Genomic DNA, 16,367 nt, shown 5'->3' with positions numbered 1-16,367 from the left:
TACCTCGCACAAGAACACTTCAATCCACAATCTCTCCGAATATGAAATAAATGTGGATTCACTTTCCTTGACGCTGGCCATATAAGGGTTCGCGGTATACTGCCTGCAATCAGATCCAACTCTTTCGTGATTGCCAGGATGACCTTATGCCCCCGTCGAATGCAAATCCCCGACGTTTTTCTCTCCGTTCTCCCTTGCCAATTGTACTCATTGCCTTCGTGCTGGTCGGTGCTGTTGCCGTTACCGCCACGCTACTCATGCAGCGGGAAGAAAAACCTCAATTTACCACCAGCGTGGTTGAGCGTGGCGATATTGAAAATCTGGTAACCGCCACCGGTACGCTTCAACCACGTGATTATGTGGATGTGGGTGCACAGGTATCCGGCCAGTTGAAAGTGTTGCACGTTGATATTGGCAGCGAAGTTAAACAAGGCGATTTGCTGGCAGAGATTGATGCCACCGTCTATGCCGCCAACGTCGACGGTACCCGTGCGCAATTGGCCAGCCAGCAGGCGCAGCTGCGCGATCGTCAGTCGCAGCTCAAGCTGGCAGAAATTACCTACCGGCGTCAGGTCAATTTGCACAAGGAAGACGCTACCACCAAAGAATCCCTGGAAAGTGCTGAAGCCTCCTTAACGTCGGTCAAAGCGCAATTGGATGTGCTTAAAGCCCAGATTCAGCAAACCGAATCCAACCTGCGGGTGCAGGAGGCCAACCTCAACTACGCCAACATCTACGCTCCGATGGATGGCACAGTGGTGTCATTAACATCGCGCCAAGGGCAAACGCTCAATGCCAACCAGCAAGCGCCAACCATTATGACCATTGCTGACCTGAGCACCATGACCGTACAAACCCAGGTTTCCGAGGCAGATATCAGCAAATTGAAAACCGGTATGGCGGTGTATTTCACCACGCTGGGCAGCCAGAGCCGTCGCTGGTACAGCACCCTGGACCGTATTCAGCCAACGCCGGAAGTACTCAATAATGTGGTGTTGTATAACGCGTTGTTCGACGTACCCAACAGTGAACGCGTGCTGATGAAGCAAATGACCACCCAGGTTTTCTTTATCACGTCGCAAGCGCGTAATGCCCTGACTGTGCCGGTATCGGCGTTGACTTTTACAGCACCTGCCATGCCGCCGCGCGAGCCGCGTGTAGAAGGGCAAACACAAGCCAATGGCGAGGCGCGTAATGAAAATCTTGAGAGCGCCAATGCGGATCGCCCGCGCACATCATTGCCGGATGGTGAGCGTCGTCCGCGCATGATGCCTGACGGTGGAGAAGGGCGTGGTTGGGGGCAGCGTCGTGCACAAGGTAATGGTGAAAATACTCGCCGCCCGGCAACCGTTGAGGTGGTAAAAGCCAACGGCTCACGCGAAGTGCGCCCGGTGGTGGTCGGTGTAACCAACCGCATTCAGGCAGAAATTCTTGAAGGCTTGAACGAGGGCGACGTGGTGGTTACCGGTGTTCGTCAGTCTGCGGCGGCTTCGTCATCGTCGCCATCACAAAATCGTCCTATGGGTGGCATGCCCCGTATGGGTCGTTGATCTGTTATTTCAGAGGAATTCTGGCGATGACCCATCCCCTGATTGAATTGCGCGGTGTTACTCGCGTATTTCGCAACGGCGAAATTGAAACGCCGGTATTGCATGGCATTGATCTGGATATTTACCCGGGTGAGTTTGTGGCGATTGTCGGACAGTCCGGCTCGGGCAAATCCACACTGATGAATATTCTCGGTTGCCTCGATAAAGCCTCCGAGGGTGATTACCGTTTTAACGGGCGCGATGTTGCCACGCTGGATCGCGATGGCCTGGCGCATTTGCGCCGTGAAGCCTTTGGGTTTGTGTTTCAAAGCTACAACTTGCTGGCGGGTCTTTCTGCGGTAGACAACGTATCCATGCCGGCGGTGTACGCCGGTTTGTCGGTAACCGAACGCCGCGAGCGTGCTACCGGTTTGCTGACATCGCTGGGGTTGGGTGAACGTCTTGATCACACCCCATCGCAATTATCGGGCGGGCAGCAGCAGCGGGTTTCTATTGCCCGTGCATTGATGAACGGCGGCAATATTATTCTCGCCGATGAACCGACCGGCGCATTGGACAGCCGCAGCGGTCGCGATGTAATGGCATTGCTGAAAGATCTTTCTGCAAAAGGTCACACGGTTATTCTGATTACGCACGATGCCGAAGTGGCCAGTCATGCGGATCGCATTATTGAAATCCGCGATGGCCGCATTGTGTCGGATGGCGGCAAGTCGGCCGATGCTGAAAAGCCCGGTGTCATCCTGCCGGAATCGTCTGCCCGTGAATCCACACTGGGTCAGGAATTACTCGAAGCGGCACGCACCGCCTTTCGCTCATTACACAGCAATGTTTTCCGTACTGTACTGACGTTGCTGGGTATTGTTATCGGCGTTGGCTCGGTGATTACCATGCTGGCAATTGGTGATGGTGCCAAGCAAGCGGTGGTGGATCGCATCAGTTCCATGGGCAGCAATCTTTTGCTGGTAAGGCCCGGCGGCCCGGATATGCGCGGCGGTCGCTGGAGTGTGTCAACGCTGGTGATTGAAGACGTCGAAGCCTTGAATGAGCTGCCGCATATTCTTGCAGCTATTCCGGAGTTGACCGGTTCGCAAACCTTGCGTTACGACAACAACGACCATTCTGCGGAATTGAATGCAACTTCATATCGTTTTCCGGTTGCCCGGCAATGGCCGGTAGAAAGCGGCACGTTTTTTTCGGAAGAAGATGAGCAAACATATTCCACCGTTGCCGTGCTTGGCCAAACCGTGGCGGATAAATTTTTTCCGCAAGGTGATGCGCTGGGTCAATACGTGATGGTAAATAACATTCTCTTTCAGGTGATTGGCGTGATGAGCAAGCGCGGCGGTTCACCGATGGGACAGGATCAGGACGATGTGGTTTTCGTTCCGTTCAGTACCGGCAGTTTGCGGTTGTTCGGCCAGCGTTTTTTGCGTAACGCCACTATTGCGGTAGCCGATCAAACGCGTATGACTGAAGTGCAGGATGCCGCCCATGCGATGTTGCTGCAACGCCACGGTACCGAAGATTTTCAAATTCATAACATGGCATCGTTGATTGATACCGTATCGGCCACGCAAAACACCATGACCTTGTTGCTCGGTTCCATCGCGGCTATATCGCTGTTGGTGGGTGGCATCGGGGTGATGAATATTATGCTGGTCAGCGTGACCGAGCGAACCCGCGAAATAGGTATTCGCATGGCCACCGGGGCGCGTACGCGACATATTTTGCAGCAGTTTTTAATTGAAGCCGTTGTGGTTTCTGCACTGGGCGGGGTGATCGGGGTGATTATCGGGCTGGGCACCGCCGCGTTGATTGCCAGTTTTGGAACGCCGATTACTTACTCGCTCACGCCGGTGGTACTGGCATTCAGTTGTGCATTTCTTACCGGGCTGGTGTTCGGTTATTTGCCCGCTCGCAAAGCGGCACGTCTCGACCCTGTTGCAGCTTTGGCTACGGAATAATTTATGGCTTCGTTAAAAACCTTATCTTCGTTGGCACTGCTGGTTTCACTCACCGTGAGCGGGTGTCGTCACTATGATGCAGTGGAGCAACCGCCGCTGGATTATCCCGCGCAGTGGCAAACCGTCACCGATGCCGATGCTATTCAGGTGCAACGCGAATGGTGGGATTCCTTTCAGGCGCCGCAACTGAATGCCCTGATTGCCGAAGCATTGCAAAACAGCCCGGATATTCTCATTACCGCCGAGCGGGTGCGTCAGGCCGAGTTGCAATTGCGCAGCACCGGCGCTTCGTTATTTCCTTCTCTTTCTGCTTCGGCCAGTACCGGTTCGCGCCGCAACCGTCCTGATGGTGGCGAATGGCAAGACAGCGATTCTTCCAGCCTTAGCCTGGGTGTTAATTATGAAGTGGATGTGTGGGGCCGTGTTGCCGCGGGTGTGGCATCGGCGCGCTACGGATTCGCCGCTACCCGCTTTGATCAGGAAGCCGCGACTCTGAGCATCACCGCCTCGGTTGCCAATGCCTGGTTTCAATGGCTTTCGTTGCAGGCGCGGGTTGCTACTGCACGGGAAAACCTCGCCATTGCCGAAGGTATTGAACGCGTTGTCAGAGTCCGCTACGACAACGGTGTTGCCAGTGCTGCGGATCTCTCTCGTCAGCGCAGTAGCGTGTTGAGTTTGCAGTCATCGTTATTGCCCCTTGAGTTGCAATCCCGCCAGGCCTTCAGTGCTATTGCCATTCTGTTGGGTAGAACGACCGAGTCATTGCAGCTTGCCAGCGTTGCTTTGCAAGATATTCGGGTGCCGATGATTGATGCCGGTTTGCCGGCTGACATTATTGTTCGCCGTCCCGATCTTGCCAGCGCAGAAGCACAATTGTACGCGGCCAATGCTAACGTTACCGCAGCCCGTACTGCGCTCTTGCCCGGGATCAGTTTGAGTGGTTCGGGTGGCTTGTCCGGTAGTGATTTGTTTTCACTCGCCAGCGCCAGTCAATCGGTAGGTTGGAGCTTGTCATTGGCGCAAACACTTTTTGATGGTGGCCGTTTGCGCAATCAGGTTGCTATCAGTGAGTCGCGCCGGGTGGAGCTGGTGGAGTCTTATCGCAAGGCTATTCTGGTTGCGTTGCAAGAGGTGGATAATGCTTTGGATAGCGCCGCCACTTTCGATGGACAGGAGACACAGCAAACTGAAATCGTTAATGAAGCGCGCCGCACATTGCGCCTTACCGAGGTGCGCTATCGTGAGGGGAGTGATGATCTGCTGTCATTGCTGGATGCCCAGCGCAGCCTGTATCAGGCGGAAGATTCACTGGTGCAGTTGCGGGTTTCCCGTTTGAATGCGGCGATTAATTTGTATAAAACGCTTGGTGGTGGATGGAGCAAGCCTGAGAATACACTGGATGTTTTGCCCTGATCTTTTACAGAAATAGCACATCGGCACACTGCTAGTTCGCCATCAGGTTGTTTGTTCCAAAACCGTTAGTCAGGGGCGCCCGGCGAGGGATGACTCGTCGGAGCTACAGGGATTGTATTCATGCGTTTTTGGAACAAACAACCTGATGGCGAACGGACAGGCTGACTTTTTCTCCTGGCCAGCGTTTTACGCCACTGCCCCTTTCCCGCTATAGTTCGCGCACTTTAAGGCTCACTGCCCGGCTATTTGTGTCGAACGATCTATGAATACAATCCCCATCGCTCCTGAATTGAATGCACTGCCATTAATGCCGTTTAAAGCGGCTTTTATGGCAGCCTTATCGGCAGGGCCTTTACTGCTCGAAGCAGAACCGGGTGCCGGTAAATCCACGCTCGCGCCTTTGTGGGCGCTTGAGGCGGCGCAAGGTCGTGGTTGTGTCTGGTTGATTCAGCCGCGGGTGTTGGCAACACGCGCATTGGCATCGCGGCTCGCAAGTTTGCTGGGTGAAGCGGTGGGCAATACCGTTGGTTATCAAGTTCCTTTCGATAAAAAAACGTCCGTCAATACCCGTTTGCTGGTGATGACGCCGGGCATTTTGCTGCAGATGCTATTGCACAATCCTGCGTTGGACGGTGTGGCCATTGTGATGCTCGATGAAGTGCATGAACGGGCCTTGCATCAGGATCTTGGCTGGGCATTTTTACAGGAAGCGGCAATTCTGCGCGATGGTTTGCAACTGGTCCTGATGTCGGCCACGCCCGACCCGGCACTTTCTGCAAAAATCGGTAATCGATTATTTGCCGAGGGGCGCTGTTTTCCGGTGCAGGTGGATTATCAGCCACCGATGAATGCGTCTGACCGCTACCCGGAAGCCTTGCCGGAGCAATTGTTGCGCGCCTTGCAGAGCCACCCGGATTGGCAGCAGGAAACGGTACTGGTTTTTCTGCCGGGTTGGAAAGAAATTGAGGCTTGCGCCGGTGCGGTGCGGGCGCGCTTTCCGGCAGCAGCGGTGTGTTGTTTGCACAGCCAGGTAGATGCAAAGGAGCAGCAGCGCGCTATTGATCCGGCCAGCGGGTCGCGGCTTATTCTTTCTACCAATATCGCCGAAACCTCGCTCACCATTGCTGATATCACCCTGGTCATAGATAGCGGTTTGCTGCGTGCAGCGCAGTTTGAGCAGCGAAGCGGTATTACCCGTTTGGCTACGCGGCGCATCAGTATGGCCAGCGCCCGTCAGCGCAGTGGTCGGGCAGGGCGTGTGCGCCCCGGTCGTTGTATTCGTTTGTGGTCGCAGGATCAGATTCTGGCACCGGCCGACTTGCCGGAAATACGCAGTGCCGATTATGCGCCGCTGGCGTTGATGCTGGCGCATTGGGGCAGCCAGCCTGGTGATCTTGAGTGGCTCGAAGCGCCCAATGTGCTGGCCATGAATTATGCCCGCCAGTTATTACAACAATGGCAGTTGCTGGATGAAAATTTCCGTATTACGAAAAACGGTGAAAAGGTCAGCGATCTCGGCACGCATCCGCGTGTTGCTGCCTTGTTATTATTGGCGAACCAGTACAAGCAGCTTTCTGCATCGGTATTGCAGTTGGCGCTGGCATTACATTTTGATTGGCCGCTGAGTGATGACTTTGCGGCGTTGGCAAAGCAGGCGCAGGATCATCAGCACTGGCGCATTATGCAAAAACGCTGGCTGCAAGTTCTGGGTGTGGATGCTCCATCGGCACAGGCGCAAACAGTTTGGCCGAATGAATTGATGGCCCGTATTTTTGTGGATCGCATCGGCTACCGACAAGAGTCGGGTCGCTACCGTCTTAACTCAGGTATCAGCGTCGCGCCTGTTAATGCGGTCGACAGTGACTGGTTGATATTTCCCGCCATTCAACCCCGCGCCAAAGGTCACGCCGGTATCGGCTTGCCGTTACAAATTACCGATGCGCTGAAGAAAACCCTCGGGCAAGTAGAGCGTGAGCCGGTTTACCGCGCCTCCGCCTGGCATTGGCACCATCGTCGGATGATGGGCGGGGTGGTTATTGACGAGTCCTGGTCAGCCGTTACTCTTGAGGAATTGCCCCTTGCGGTGGCCGGCTGGATTCGCCAACACCATCAAACCTTGCCATTTCCTGCGGCCGTGCAACAGCTGCGCTCGCGGGCGCAAGCATTAAAAAATGCCGGTTTGCTGGCGCTGCCAGAGCTGGGCGATGCGCCTCTGTTGGCATCACTGGAGGTTTGGCTGGCGCCGTTCCTGGAGCCGCATTGCCGTGCGGATGCCTTACCCTGGCAAGCTGCACTGGCGTTTTATATCGGCTACGACAACGAACAGAAAATCGATCATCTCTTCCCGCAACAGCTGGTGTTGCCCAGCGGACGTCATGTGAAGGTGGATTTTGCCGACGACGGCACGCCCACCATTGCCGCCAAATTGCAGGAGTTTTTCGGGTGCGAATCGCTAACGCTCGCCAACGGGCGGCTTCCTTTGCGCATTCAATTGCTATCGCCCAATGGCAGCCCGCTGGCATTGACCGCCGATCTCGCCAGCTTTTGGCGGCAGGCTTACCCGGCAGTGAAAAAAGAAATGCGTGGTCGTTACCCGCGCCATCCCTGGCCGGATGATCCATTGGCTCATGCGCCGACCGCGCTTACCAACCGGCGCCTGCGCGAGCAACCCGGTGGTGGTAACCCATAGAGGAATAAGCCGGTTCAGGGTAGAATAGCGGAGTAATTGGTCGGAATTGCGGTGAAATAACCCGCCCGCCTGTGAATTCATTCCATGAGGTAGAGCAGTTTTATGGACGTTCTCGATACTATCAAGCAACAAATCAGCGAAAATACCGTCATTCTTTACATGAAAGGTTCACCCAACGCGCCGCAATGCGGTTTCTCCATGCGCGCCTCCCAGGCGTTGATGGCCTGTGGTCAGCGTTTTGCCTATGTTGATATTCTGAGCAACCCGGAAATCCGTTCCGAGCTGCCGAAATACGCCAACTGGCCAACTTTCCCGCAACTGTGGGTAAAAGGTGAGCTGATTGGTGGCTGCGACATCATTACTGAAATGCACGAAAAGGGTGAACTGAAAACCCTGGTTGATGAAGCAACAGCAAGCTGATAACCGGTGCCTGAAGGTTCAGGCTGTCATCAGATAGCCGGCAAGTAATGCAATAATGGCCACCACACTGATCAGGCACAAAGCAATGCCCACCTGGTGGGTGCGTCGAAGCTGGCGTTGCACGTCATCCTGCTCTTGCAGATTATGTGCACGCCAGACGATGTCTTTTGATTTAAGCAATTTCTCTCTGATATTTAGCAAGGCAATCCTTTCTTCCTGTGAAGAAGCATCCGTGGTTGCGTCCTTGCTGCTATCGCCAAGCTTTGCCAATTTGGCATCAATGGTGGCCAGTTGCTGGTCAATCCTGGCCGATAGCTGTTTAACTTTCATGGTGTCTTCCCGGGCATATGAGTAAGTCAGTCTTTGACGTGACGCTGAGAACATCCTATACCAGTTGGTCGAAAAGATCGCATTTTCCCTTTTCGTCCCTTCAACAACTGTTTGATCAATCGTGTGAGACGGTGTGAATAAAGATACGCAAACCCAATTCGACGCTTCTTTTTACGGCCCCAAATACTGGACCACCTGGATTGCTTTCGGCTTTATGTGGTTGTGGGGGCGTTTGCCATTAAATGTGGCCTCCGGTCTGGGTGACTGGATTGGCCGCCTGTTGTATTACATTGCAGCAGATCGCCGTCGTATAACCGAAATTAATATCGCTCTGTGCTTTCCTGAATTGAATGCGGAACAGCAAAAAGATCTGGTGAAACGCACTCTGCGCGCGGTTGGCCGTAATATTACTGAAGGCTCGGTCTCCCTGTGGGGTTCCAACCGCGATTTTCAAAAAGCCGGTCATACCGTTACCGGCCTCGAACATATTGAAGCCGCGCAAGCACGCGGGCAGGGCGTGTTATTGGTTGGTGCGCATTTCACCACCATCGACTCATCGGCGCGGGTTCTTACTCAAAAAATTCCGTTTGATGTGTTGTATCGAAAGAACAAAAACCTGTTGCTCGACTACAAGATCACCGAAGCCCGCGAAACCTTTGCCGGCTCTGCCATTGTGCGCAGCGATACCCGCCAGCTGGTGCGTCGTTTGCGCGAGGGCAAGGTCGTCTGGTACGCACCCGATCAGGATTACGGCGCACACCACAGTGTGTTTGCGCCGTTTTTTGGTGTGAATGCAGCCACCATTACTGCCACCACCAAGATTGCGCAACTGGGCCGTGCGGCAGTGGTGCCTTTGTCGCACTACCGTGATGAAAAAGGTTTCTACCATATTGTTATTGAACCGGCGTTGGAGAACTTTCCGTCCGGTGATGAAGTGGCCGATGCAACCCGCATTAACCAGGTCATTGAAGTGGCGGTGCGAAAACACCCCGAACAGTATTTATGGGTGCATCGCCGTTTCAAAACCCGGCCGCCAGGAGAACCTTCCTTCTATCCGCCAAAGAAAAAAAAGAGAGCCAACTGACTGCTGTATGCCAATTGTCATAAATGCGGCATAAACTGGTAAATGGTTGATCGACAACGGATTAATCTCGCGTTTTGCGTCTGCTGGTAGCGGCTGCGCAGCCGCCGGGTCGCCGGACCGTCAGAAAGGAGCATACAGATGTTAAGAATGTTTAAAATTCAGGGTGCCACCCTGCGCGAGGAAAGCATTCAGGAAGAAAACAAAAAGGTGGTGATGGACAATGCCATCTGGATTGATGCGCATGAGCCCAGTGAAGAAGAGCGGGAAGAGTTAAACAGTTATTTGCGAGCCGAGTTGCCCGAATCAGATGACGTGGACGAAATTGAATTCTCGGCGCGTTATTTTCAGGACAGCGCCGGTATTCACGTGCATTCGCTGTTTCTCGCACCCGGTGAAAACGGTCGCCACAACACGGCGACCGTTGCTTTTATTTTGCAGGAAAAACGCTTGCTGACCGTGCGTGACGGTGATCTTGCCGATTTTCGTTTGTTGCGTATGCGCGCCCGCCGCGGGCAAGTGCAAGTGGTATCCGCACAGGATTTGCTGATCACCATGTTTGAACAGAAAGTGGAAAATCTTGCGGATGCCCTGGAAGATATTCACCGCAAGCTGGAAGATGTCAGCCACATGGTGCTGGAAGATAACGATTCCGAACTGGAAGAAGCGATTGATCGCCTGGCAAAACTGGAAGACAGCAACGGAAAAATCCGTTTGTGTTTGATGGATACCCAGCGCTCCATTTCTTTTTTGCAGCGCCACCTGCGCGAACATTTTCAATTGCAGGAAACCGCACGGGAAATTAAACGCGACGTAGATACATTGATGTCGCACACCGCGTTTTTGTTCGACAAGATCAACTTCCTGATGGACTCCACGCAAGGTTTTATCAGTATCGAACAAAACCAGATTATTAAAACCTTCTCCATCGCGGCGGTGGTTTTTCTGCCGCCCACGGTGGTGGCCAGTATCTACGGTATGAACTTTGATTTTATGCCAGAGCTGCATTGGAAATACGGCTACATCTGGGGCTTGTTTATTATGGTGTTGGCCGGTGTTGCGCCTTACTGGTATTTCAAACGCAAGGATTGGTTGTAATTTACCGCTGACGGAAACCAACCCCGGTTTTCGTTAGCCGTGTCATGCTTGCATTCGTGGCAAGCACGCGGTATATCTATTTTTTCATCCGTTTTATGAAATGTGGCGGTAATAATTACCGTCTTCATAAATCCCCCTCGGGAATTAACCCTTTCATCCGGTTGGTTATTGCCTGATGCTTTGCATCGGGTTTCCCGGCTTTTTTTGTTTACTCGAGGAAATTGTTGTTATGTCTGTTACCTCTGCTGATTTTCAGGCTGTGTTGTTTGATTGTGATGGTGTGCTGGTAGATTCCGAAAGTATCGCCAACCGGGCGTTACACCGCACCTTGCAGGATATCGGTTTGGAAATGACTCTGGACGAAGTTGCCAACACCTTTACCGGCCAAAGTTTTGCCCATTGTCTGCTGCTTATTGAAAAGCGACTGGGTGGGCCTATCCCTGATATTTTTGTGCCTAATAACCGCACTTATTTTCGCACCTTGTTGCAAGACGAATTGGTATCCATGCCGGGCATTGAGCGCGTGCTGAGCGGCCTCAAGGTGCCTTTTGCGGTGGTAACCAACTCCCAATATCAGGAAATGAATAACAAGCTGAAGTATGCCGGTCTGGATGCGTATTTTCCGGCAGAGCGCCGCTTTGATACCGAAACGCTGGGGGTTGCCAAACCCGACCCGGCTATCTATCAGTTGGCGGCAAAATCTTTAGGCGTCGATATTCACCAGTGTCTGATTCTGGAAGACAGCTTTCCGGGTATCACCGCCGGCACCCGCAGTGGAGCCACCGTGTGGGGCTATCGTCCACATTTAACCGCCGATGAAATTGCCGACTTCGGTTTGACGCGTATCTTGACTGACTGGTCTGAATTCCCGTTGTAAGGCTTTAATTTGTGCAGGCTGGCAAAGGTGCCAGCCTGCTTTTCCCACGTTATCGTCATTGCATCTGCTGTACCCGTCTCCTCTCCGCTTTGCTCTTTCCTCTGCTTTCTTTTTGTTCTGTTTCTCATTTTTTCAACGCGCTGCCAATAGTGTGTCATTCCGTGCCTATACTTTTTCCTTGATACCTTTCCAATTTCACTCAGGAGATTGTGCGCGCAGGACGATTGGTGCGCCGCTTAAGAAGGCATGATGAAATCTGAACCCGACGTTTTACAGTTAGACCAATTTGCAGTATTTCTCGATTTTGATGGCACGCTGGCCGCGCTCGAAGAGCGCCCTGAAGAAGTTTTGCCAGAGCCCCGCCGCACACACTTGTTAAAAAAATTGCAACATCAGCTCGAAGGCCGGTTAGCTATTGTGTCCGGTCGCTCTATCGAAGTGCTGGATTTTCTAACAGAGGACAGCGTGATCGCTTTAGCCGGTGTGCATGGACTACAGCGTCGCACCGCAACCGGGCAGCGCGATGATATTCCTCCCCACACACGACTTGCCGAATGTTTCGCCGAATTGAATGAGCTACGCAAGGAATATCCGGAGCTGATTCTGGAATATAAGGACTCCAGCCTTGCAGTGCATTTCAGACAAATTCCGCAGGTAGAAATTATTGTTAAACAACGGTTGGAAGCGCTGGCATTTCGTTTTCAACTGGAGTTGCAACACGGGCGCGCGGTGGTCGAATTAAAAACCCCGGGGCGTCATAAAGGTGACGCGGTTGCTGCATTTATGCAGGAATCGCCATTCAAAGGTTATCGTCCGGTATTTGCCGGCGACGATCTGACCGATGAAACGGCTTTTCAGGCGGTTAATGCGCTGGGTGGCATTACTGTCAAAGTCGGTGAGGGCGATAGCGTGGCACGTTATCGTTTGCCGACTGTGGAAAGCGTATTAACCTGGCTGGAGGAAAGTTGTAATGAGTAATGATGGCGTTGATGAATTGTACGAGCCGGAAAGAATTCCCTCGGAACAAAAGCACGATGTTCAAACGAAAAAATCATCCCCTTTCTCCCAGCACAGTCTGGAGTTATCGCCCATCGGTAATTGCATGGTCAATGCGCTAATCGACGCGGAAGCTAACTGGGTTTGGGCCTGCGCACCGCGCTTTGACAGCGACCCCATATTTTCCAACCAGCTCAGTGGCGTGGTTCCCGATGAAGAACAGTCGCAGGGTTTATGGGCGATTGATGTTCAGGACAAGCAATCGACCCGACAATTCTACGAGCGTAACACCGCGGTGTTGCACACCATTATTACGGACAAGCATGGTGCCGAAGTAGAAATTATCGATTTTTGCCCGCGCTTCAAACGCCATGACCGTCTTTATACCCCGGTTTCATTTTGCCGCGTGGTAAAACCCATCAAAGGTTCAGTGCGTTTGCGCTTTCGTATTCGCCCCACCATCCGTTATGGCGAATGTCTGGCGCCATCCACCTTCGGTTCCAACCATATTCGTTACGTATGCAGTGATACGGTGTTGCGCCTGTCTACCAATTGTGCGGTGTCTCATATTTTGCAGGAGCGCACTTTCCGGCTCGAAGAAGAGATGGCATTTTTTCTCGGGCCGGATGAAAGTTTTTCAACCGATATTCGCCTCGGCGTTTACGAGATGCTCGAAAAAACGGTGATCTATTGGCAGGAATGGGTGCGTACCCTGGCGTTGCCGCTCGACTGGCAAACAGAAGTTATTCGCGCTGCGATTGGCTTAAAACTTTGTGTCTACGAAGAAACCGGCGCTATTGTTGCAGCCATGACCACGTCCATCCCGGAAGCGCCGCACTCCGGACGCAATTGGGATTACCGCTTCTGCTGGATACGCGACGCCTATTATGTGGTGCAGGCACTGACCCGATTAGGTGCGGTCGACATTTTGGAAAACTATTTAAAGTATCTGCGCAATATTGTCGACCTGGCGGAGGACGGCAAGATACAACCGGTCTATGGTATTGGCTATGAAGCGGTGCTGACCGAAACCGAAGCCTCCCATCTGGCGGGTTATCGCAATATGGAGCCGGTGCGAATCGGTAATTTGGCCTACAAACAACATCAGCACGATGTGTACGGGCAAATTATTTTATCAGCCATGCATGCGTTTTTTGACCACCGGTTATTGCGCCCGGGTACGGTAAAAGATTTTCAGGCGCTGGAAGTTATTGGCGAGAAAGCTTTCGCGGTATTTGATAAACCGGATGCAGGGTTGTGGGAATTTCGCTCACGAGCCGATATTCACACCTACAGCTCGGTGATGTGTTGGGCTGCCTGCGACCGCTTGAGCAAAGCGGCTGGCAAGCTGGATTTGAAAGACCGACAAAATTACTGGCGACAAAAAGCTGAATCCATACGCGAAACTATTGACGCCCGTGCGATGGCTGTAACGCCCGGTTTATACAGCTCGGTGTTCGATCAATACGAAGTCGACGCGAGTTTGTTGCAATTGATTGACCTGGGTTATATCAACCCGGAAGACCCGCGTTTTCTTGCCACGTTGGACGCGGTAGAGCGCAGCTTGCGGCGCGGTCATCATATGTTGCGTTATGCCGCGCCCGATGATTTTGGTGAGCCGGAAACTGCCTTTAACTTTTGCACTTTCTGGTTGATTGAAGCCCTGCATTACGCAGGCAGGGACGATGAGGCCTGTGGCTTGTTTCAAGGGATGCTGAATCAGCGAACAGCATCCGGATTGCTATCAGAAGATACATCCTTTGAAGATGGAACCTTATGGGGGAATTTCCCGCAAACGTATTCGCTGGTGGGTATTATTAACTGTGCGGTTTTAATAAGCCGTCCGTGGAAGGAGATACGATGAGTCGCTTGATTGTAATTTCGAATCGGGTAAATCCGCCCGCTGATACTGCAGTTGCATCGGTGGGTGGTCTGGCAATGGCACTAAGTGCTGCCTTGCGCCAGGAGAACGGTCTCTGGTTCGGTTGGAGTGGCAAGGTCACCCCACGCTTTTCCAATCAAATTGCGATACAGCGCATTGGCGGTGTAACGGTGGCGCTGATCAACCTTGAGCAGCAGGATTTACAGGAATATTACAACGGTTATGCCAATAAAACCTTGTGGCCCCTGTTTCACCATCGTCCTGACCTGGTCGCTTTTGAGCGCAGCTTCGATGAAGGTTATTCCCGTGTAAACCAGCGCTTTGCCAACACGGTGTTTCCGTTGATCGAACCCGACGATATTGTCTGGGTGCATGATTACCATATGATCCCGATGGGTAAACGCCTGCGTGAAAAAGGGTTGAAGAACCGCATCGGTTTCTTTCTGCATATTCCCTGGCCGGCCCCGGCCCTGTTAACCACCTTGCCGCGCCATCAGGAGTTGGTGGAATCTTTATTCGACTATGACCTGATCGGTTTGCAAAACGAAGAAAATGCCAATTCGTTAATTGAGTACATTTTGCAAGTGGCAGATGGAAAAATGCTCCCGGATGGTCGTATCAGTGCTTACGGCAAAACCACCTCTATCAAAGCCTTTCCTATCGGTATTGATGCCAGGGAATTTATGGAGGCATCAACTTCGCAAAAAGCGCGTGAGTACTACGAACTGATGCGTTATTCCTCCGCCGGTCGAAAGTTGATTGTCGGGGTTGACCGGCTGGATTACTCCAAAGGGCTGGAAGAGCGTTTCGTCGCTTACGACCAGTTTTTACGTAACCACCCGGATTACCAGGGCAATGTATTTTTTCTGCAGATAGCAACGCCGAGCCGTGGTGAAGTGAATGCCTACCAAAGTATTCGCGAAAAGCTCGACAGCATGTCGGGCCATATCAATGGCGAACATGCCACGGTGGACTGGGTGCCATTGCGCTACGTTAACCGCAGCTACCGGCGCGATGAATTGGCGGGTATCTATCGCGCCGCCCACGTAGGCCTGGTAACGCCTTTGCGCGACGGTATGAATCTGGTGGCCAAGGAATACATTGCCGCCCAGGATCCGGAAGACCCGGGCGTATTAATTCTGTCCGAGTTTGCCGGTGCTGCTGCGCAAATGAAAGATGCATTGATCGTGAATCCGTTTGATCGCGAAACGGTAGCAGAAGCCATTCGTGAAGCCTTGGCAATGCCGCTTCGTGAGCGTATCGCGCGTTACGAAGCGCTGATGCATGGCGTGGTAACCGATGATGTGGTCGCCTGGCGAGACAACTTTGTTCGTGAGCTGAAATCACTGGATCAAAACAATAAGCCGTCTGTCGTGTCGATCGTCCCCTGACGATCGACGCCACGGCGTCTAACTCTTTGCAATAATCCTCGCCCCGTCACACTTCTTATTTTCAATTCCTTAATCCATCTTATTCTGTGCAGTAGCGCAAGCTACTGTGATGGAAAATCTACAGGTTAAGCCTATTCTTTGAATTCAGTTACTTAATTCATGGCCGGAGGTTTGAATGTCTATTACATCACTTGAAGAATTGTTTGTTCATGACTTGTCTGATGTTTACAACGCAGAGAAACAATTGACCAAAGCTTTGCCAAAAATGGCTCGTGCGGCAACCAATCCGAATTTGATTGAAGCGTTCAAATTGCATCTGGAAGAAACCCAGGGACAAATTGAACGGCTGGACCAAGTTGTTGAATCTATCGAAGGTCTGCGCCTCAAGCGCATGAAGTGCCACGCGATGGAAGGTTTGGTCGAAGAAGCCAAAGAGCTGATTGACTCGGTAGAAAAAGGCGAAGTGCTTGATGCCGGCCTGATCGGCGGCGCACAAAAAGTTGAGCATTATGAAATCGCTGCCTATGGCACGCTGACAGCGCTGGCGAAAAAGTTGGGTTACACCGAAGCGGCAAAACTGCTGCATGAAACCCTGGAAGAAGAAAAAAGCACCGACGAAAAGCTGACACAAATTGCCGGCGAATAAAAAGTAAAAAATAGACAAATTCCATGTATT

At 52.4% G+C, this 16,367-nt stretch carries 13 protein-coding genes; 12 read left to right on the top strand and 1 reads right to left on the bottom strand.

The window, feature by feature from the left end:
• Positions 1-146: 146 nt before the first annotated feature.
• The 5 genes from C4F51_RS11210 (at position 147) to grxD (ending at position 8,036) form a co-directional block, all read left to right on the top strand.
• Entirely contained in the window at positions 147-1,550 is a 1,404-nt protein-coding gene (locus C4F51_RS11210) for an efflux RND transporter periplasmic adaptor subunit (RefSeq protein ID WP_193909828.1), read from the top strand.
• A gap of 26 nt (positions 1,551-1,576) precedes the next feature.
• Positions 1,577-3,514: a MacB family efflux pump subunit gene (locus C4F51_RS11205; protein ID WP_193909826.1), complete on the top strand. Its 1,938-nt coding sequence runs from the start codon at positions 1,577-1,579 to the stop codon at positions 3,512-3,514.
• Between the two features lie 3 nt (positions 3,515-3,517).
• Entirely contained in the window at positions 3,518-4,927 is a 1,410-nt protein-coding gene (locus tag C4F51_RS11200; protein ID WP_193909824.1) for an efflux transporter outer membrane subunit, read from the top strand.
• A 262-nt stretch (positions 4,928-5,189) separates the two neighbouring features.
• The gene (hrpB, locus tag C4F51_RS11195) at positions 5,190-7,616 is read left to right on the top strand and encodes an ATP-dependent helicase HrpB (protein ID WP_193909822.1); all 2,427 of its coding nucleotides are present in this window, start codon (positions 5,190-5,192) and stop codon (positions 7,614-7,616) included.
• A gap of 102 nt (positions 7,617-7,718) precedes the next feature.
• A complete protein-coding gene (gene grxD, locus C4F51_RS11190) occupies positions 7,719-8,036 on the top strand; it encodes a Grx4 family monothiol glutaredoxin (RefSeq protein ID WP_193909820.1) in 318 nt (105 codons plus the stop codon).
• An 18-nt stretch (positions 8,037-8,054) separates the two neighbouring features.
• On the opposite strand, the gene C4F51_RS11185 is transcribed toward grxD, so the two are convergent.
• Positions 8,055-8,366, bottom strand: a complete 312-nt coding sequence (locus tag C4F51_RS11185; protein ID WP_193909818.1) for a hypothetical protein — start codon at positions 8,364-8,366, stop codon at positions 8,055-8,057.
• Positions 8,367-8,499: 133 nt separating this feature from the next.
• On the opposite strand from C4F51_RS11185, the gene lpxL reads away from it, so the two are divergent.
• From lpxL to C4F51_RS11150, 7 genes are all read left to right on the top strand, one after another.
• Positions 8,500-9,450: an LpxL/LpxP family Kdo(2)-lipid IV(A) lauroyl/palmitoleoyl acyltransferase gene (lpxL, locus tag C4F51_RS11180; RefSeq protein ID WP_193909816.1), complete on the top strand. Its 951-nt coding sequence runs from the start codon at positions 8,500-8,502 to the stop codon at positions 9,448-9,450.
• A gap of 138 nt (positions 9,451-9,588) precedes the next feature.
• The gene (gene corA, locus C4F51_RS11175) at positions 9,589-10,545 is read left to right on the top strand and encodes a magnesium/cobalt transporter CorA (protein ID WP_193909814.1); all 957 of its coding nucleotides are present in this window, start codon (positions 9,589-9,591) and stop codon (positions 10,543-10,545) included.
• Between the two features lie 229 nt (positions 10,546-10,774).
• Positions 10,775-11,422 carry an HAD family hydrolase gene (locus C4F51_RS11170; RefSeq protein WP_193909812.1) on the top strand — a complete coding sequence of 216 codons (648 nt, stop codon included), beginning with the start codon at positions 10,775-10,777 and terminating at the stop codon, positions 11,420-11,422.
• Positions 11,423-11,671: 249 nt separating this feature from the next.
• Positions 11,672-12,400, top strand: coding sequence for a trehalose-phosphatase (gene otsB / locus C4F51_RS11165; protein ID WP_193909810.1), 729 nt, complete (start codon positions 11,672-11,674; stop codon positions 12,398-12,400).
• The gene (locus C4F51_RS11160; protein WP_193909808.1) at positions 12,393-14,282 is read left to right on the top strand and encodes a glycoside hydrolase family 15 protein; all 1,890 of its coding nucleotides are present in this window, start codon (positions 12,393-12,395) and stop codon (positions 14,280-14,282) included. The genes otsB and C4F51_RS11160 overlap by 8 nt, the downstream gene beginning before the upstream one ends.
• Positions 14,279-15,691: an alpha,alpha-trehalose-phosphate synthase (UDP-forming) gene (gene otsA / locus C4F51_RS11155; protein ID WP_193909806.1), complete on the top strand. Its 1,413-nt coding sequence runs from the start codon at positions 14,279-14,281 to the stop codon at positions 15,689-15,691. Before C4F51_RS11160 ends, otsA begins: the two co-directional genes overlap by 4 nt.
• A gap of 175 nt (positions 15,692-15,866) precedes the next feature.
• A complete protein-coding gene (locus C4F51_RS11150) occupies positions 15,867-16,337 on the top strand; it encodes a YciE/YciF ferroxidase family protein (RefSeq protein WP_193909804.1) in 471 nt (156 codons plus the stop codon).
• Positions 16,338-16,367 lie beyond the last annotated feature (30 nt).

The sequence above is a fragment of the Cellvibrio polysaccharolyticus genome, from assembly GCF_015182315.1.
GTDB lineage: Bacteria > Pseudomonadota > Gammaproteobacteria > Pseudomonadales > Cellvibrionaceae > Cellvibrio > Cellvibrio polysaccharolyticus.
Note: the sequence above shows the minus strand (reverse complement) of the source record. Positions and strands in the feature narration are given on the sequence as shown.

What these genes read in the sequence shown, in the direction of transcription:
- C4F51_RS11185 (WP_193909818.1), bottom strand. Translation starts at nt 8,366, where the DNA reads ATGAAAGTTAAACAGCTATCGGCCAGGATTGACCAGCAACTGGCCACC.
- C4F51_RS11210 (WP_193909828.1), top strand. Translation starts at nt 147, where the DNA reads ATGCCCCCGTCGAATGCAAATCCCCGACGTTTTTCTCTCCGTTCTCCC.
- otsA (WP_193909806.1), top strand. Translation starts at nt 14,279, where the DNA reads ATGAGTCGCTTGATTGTAATTTCGAATCGGGTAAATCCGCCCGCTGAT.
- otsB (WP_193909810.1), top strand. Translation starts at nt 11,672, where the DNA reads ATGAAATCTGAACCCGACGTTTTACAGTTAGACCAATTTGCAGTATTT.
- grxD (WP_193909820.1), top strand. Translation starts at nt 7,719, where the DNA reads ATGGACGTTCTCGATACTATCAAGCAACAAATCAGCGAAAATACCGTC.
- C4F51_RS11170 (WP_193909812.1), top strand. Translation starts at nt 10,775, where the DNA reads ATGTCTGTTACCTCTGCTGATTTTCAGGCTGTGTTGTTTGATTGTGAT.
- hrpB (WP_193909822.1), top strand. Translation starts at nt 5,190, where the DNA reads ATGAATACAATCCCCATCGCTCCTGAATTGAATGCACTGCCATTAATG.
- C4F51_RS11200 (WP_193909824.1), top strand. Translation starts at nt 3,518, where the DNA reads ATGGCTTCGTTAAAAACCTTATCTTCGTTGGCACTGCTGGTTTCACTC.
- C4F51_RS11160 (WP_193909808.1), top strand. Translation starts at nt 12,393, where the DNA reads ATGAGTAATGATGGCGTTGATGAATTGTACGAGCCGGAAAGAATTCCC.
- C4F51_RS11150 (WP_193909804.1), top strand. Translation starts at nt 15,867, where the DNA reads ATGTCTATTACATCACTTGAAGAATTGTTTGTTCATGACTTGTCTGAT.
- corA (WP_193909814.1), top strand. Translation starts at nt 9,589, where the DNA reads ATGTTAAGAATGTTTAAAATTCAGGGTGCCACCCTGCGCGAGGAAAGC.
- C4F51_RS11205 (WP_193909826.1), top strand. Translation starts at nt 1,577, where the DNA reads ATGACCCATCCCCTGATTGAATTGCGCGGTGTTACTCGCGTATTTCGC.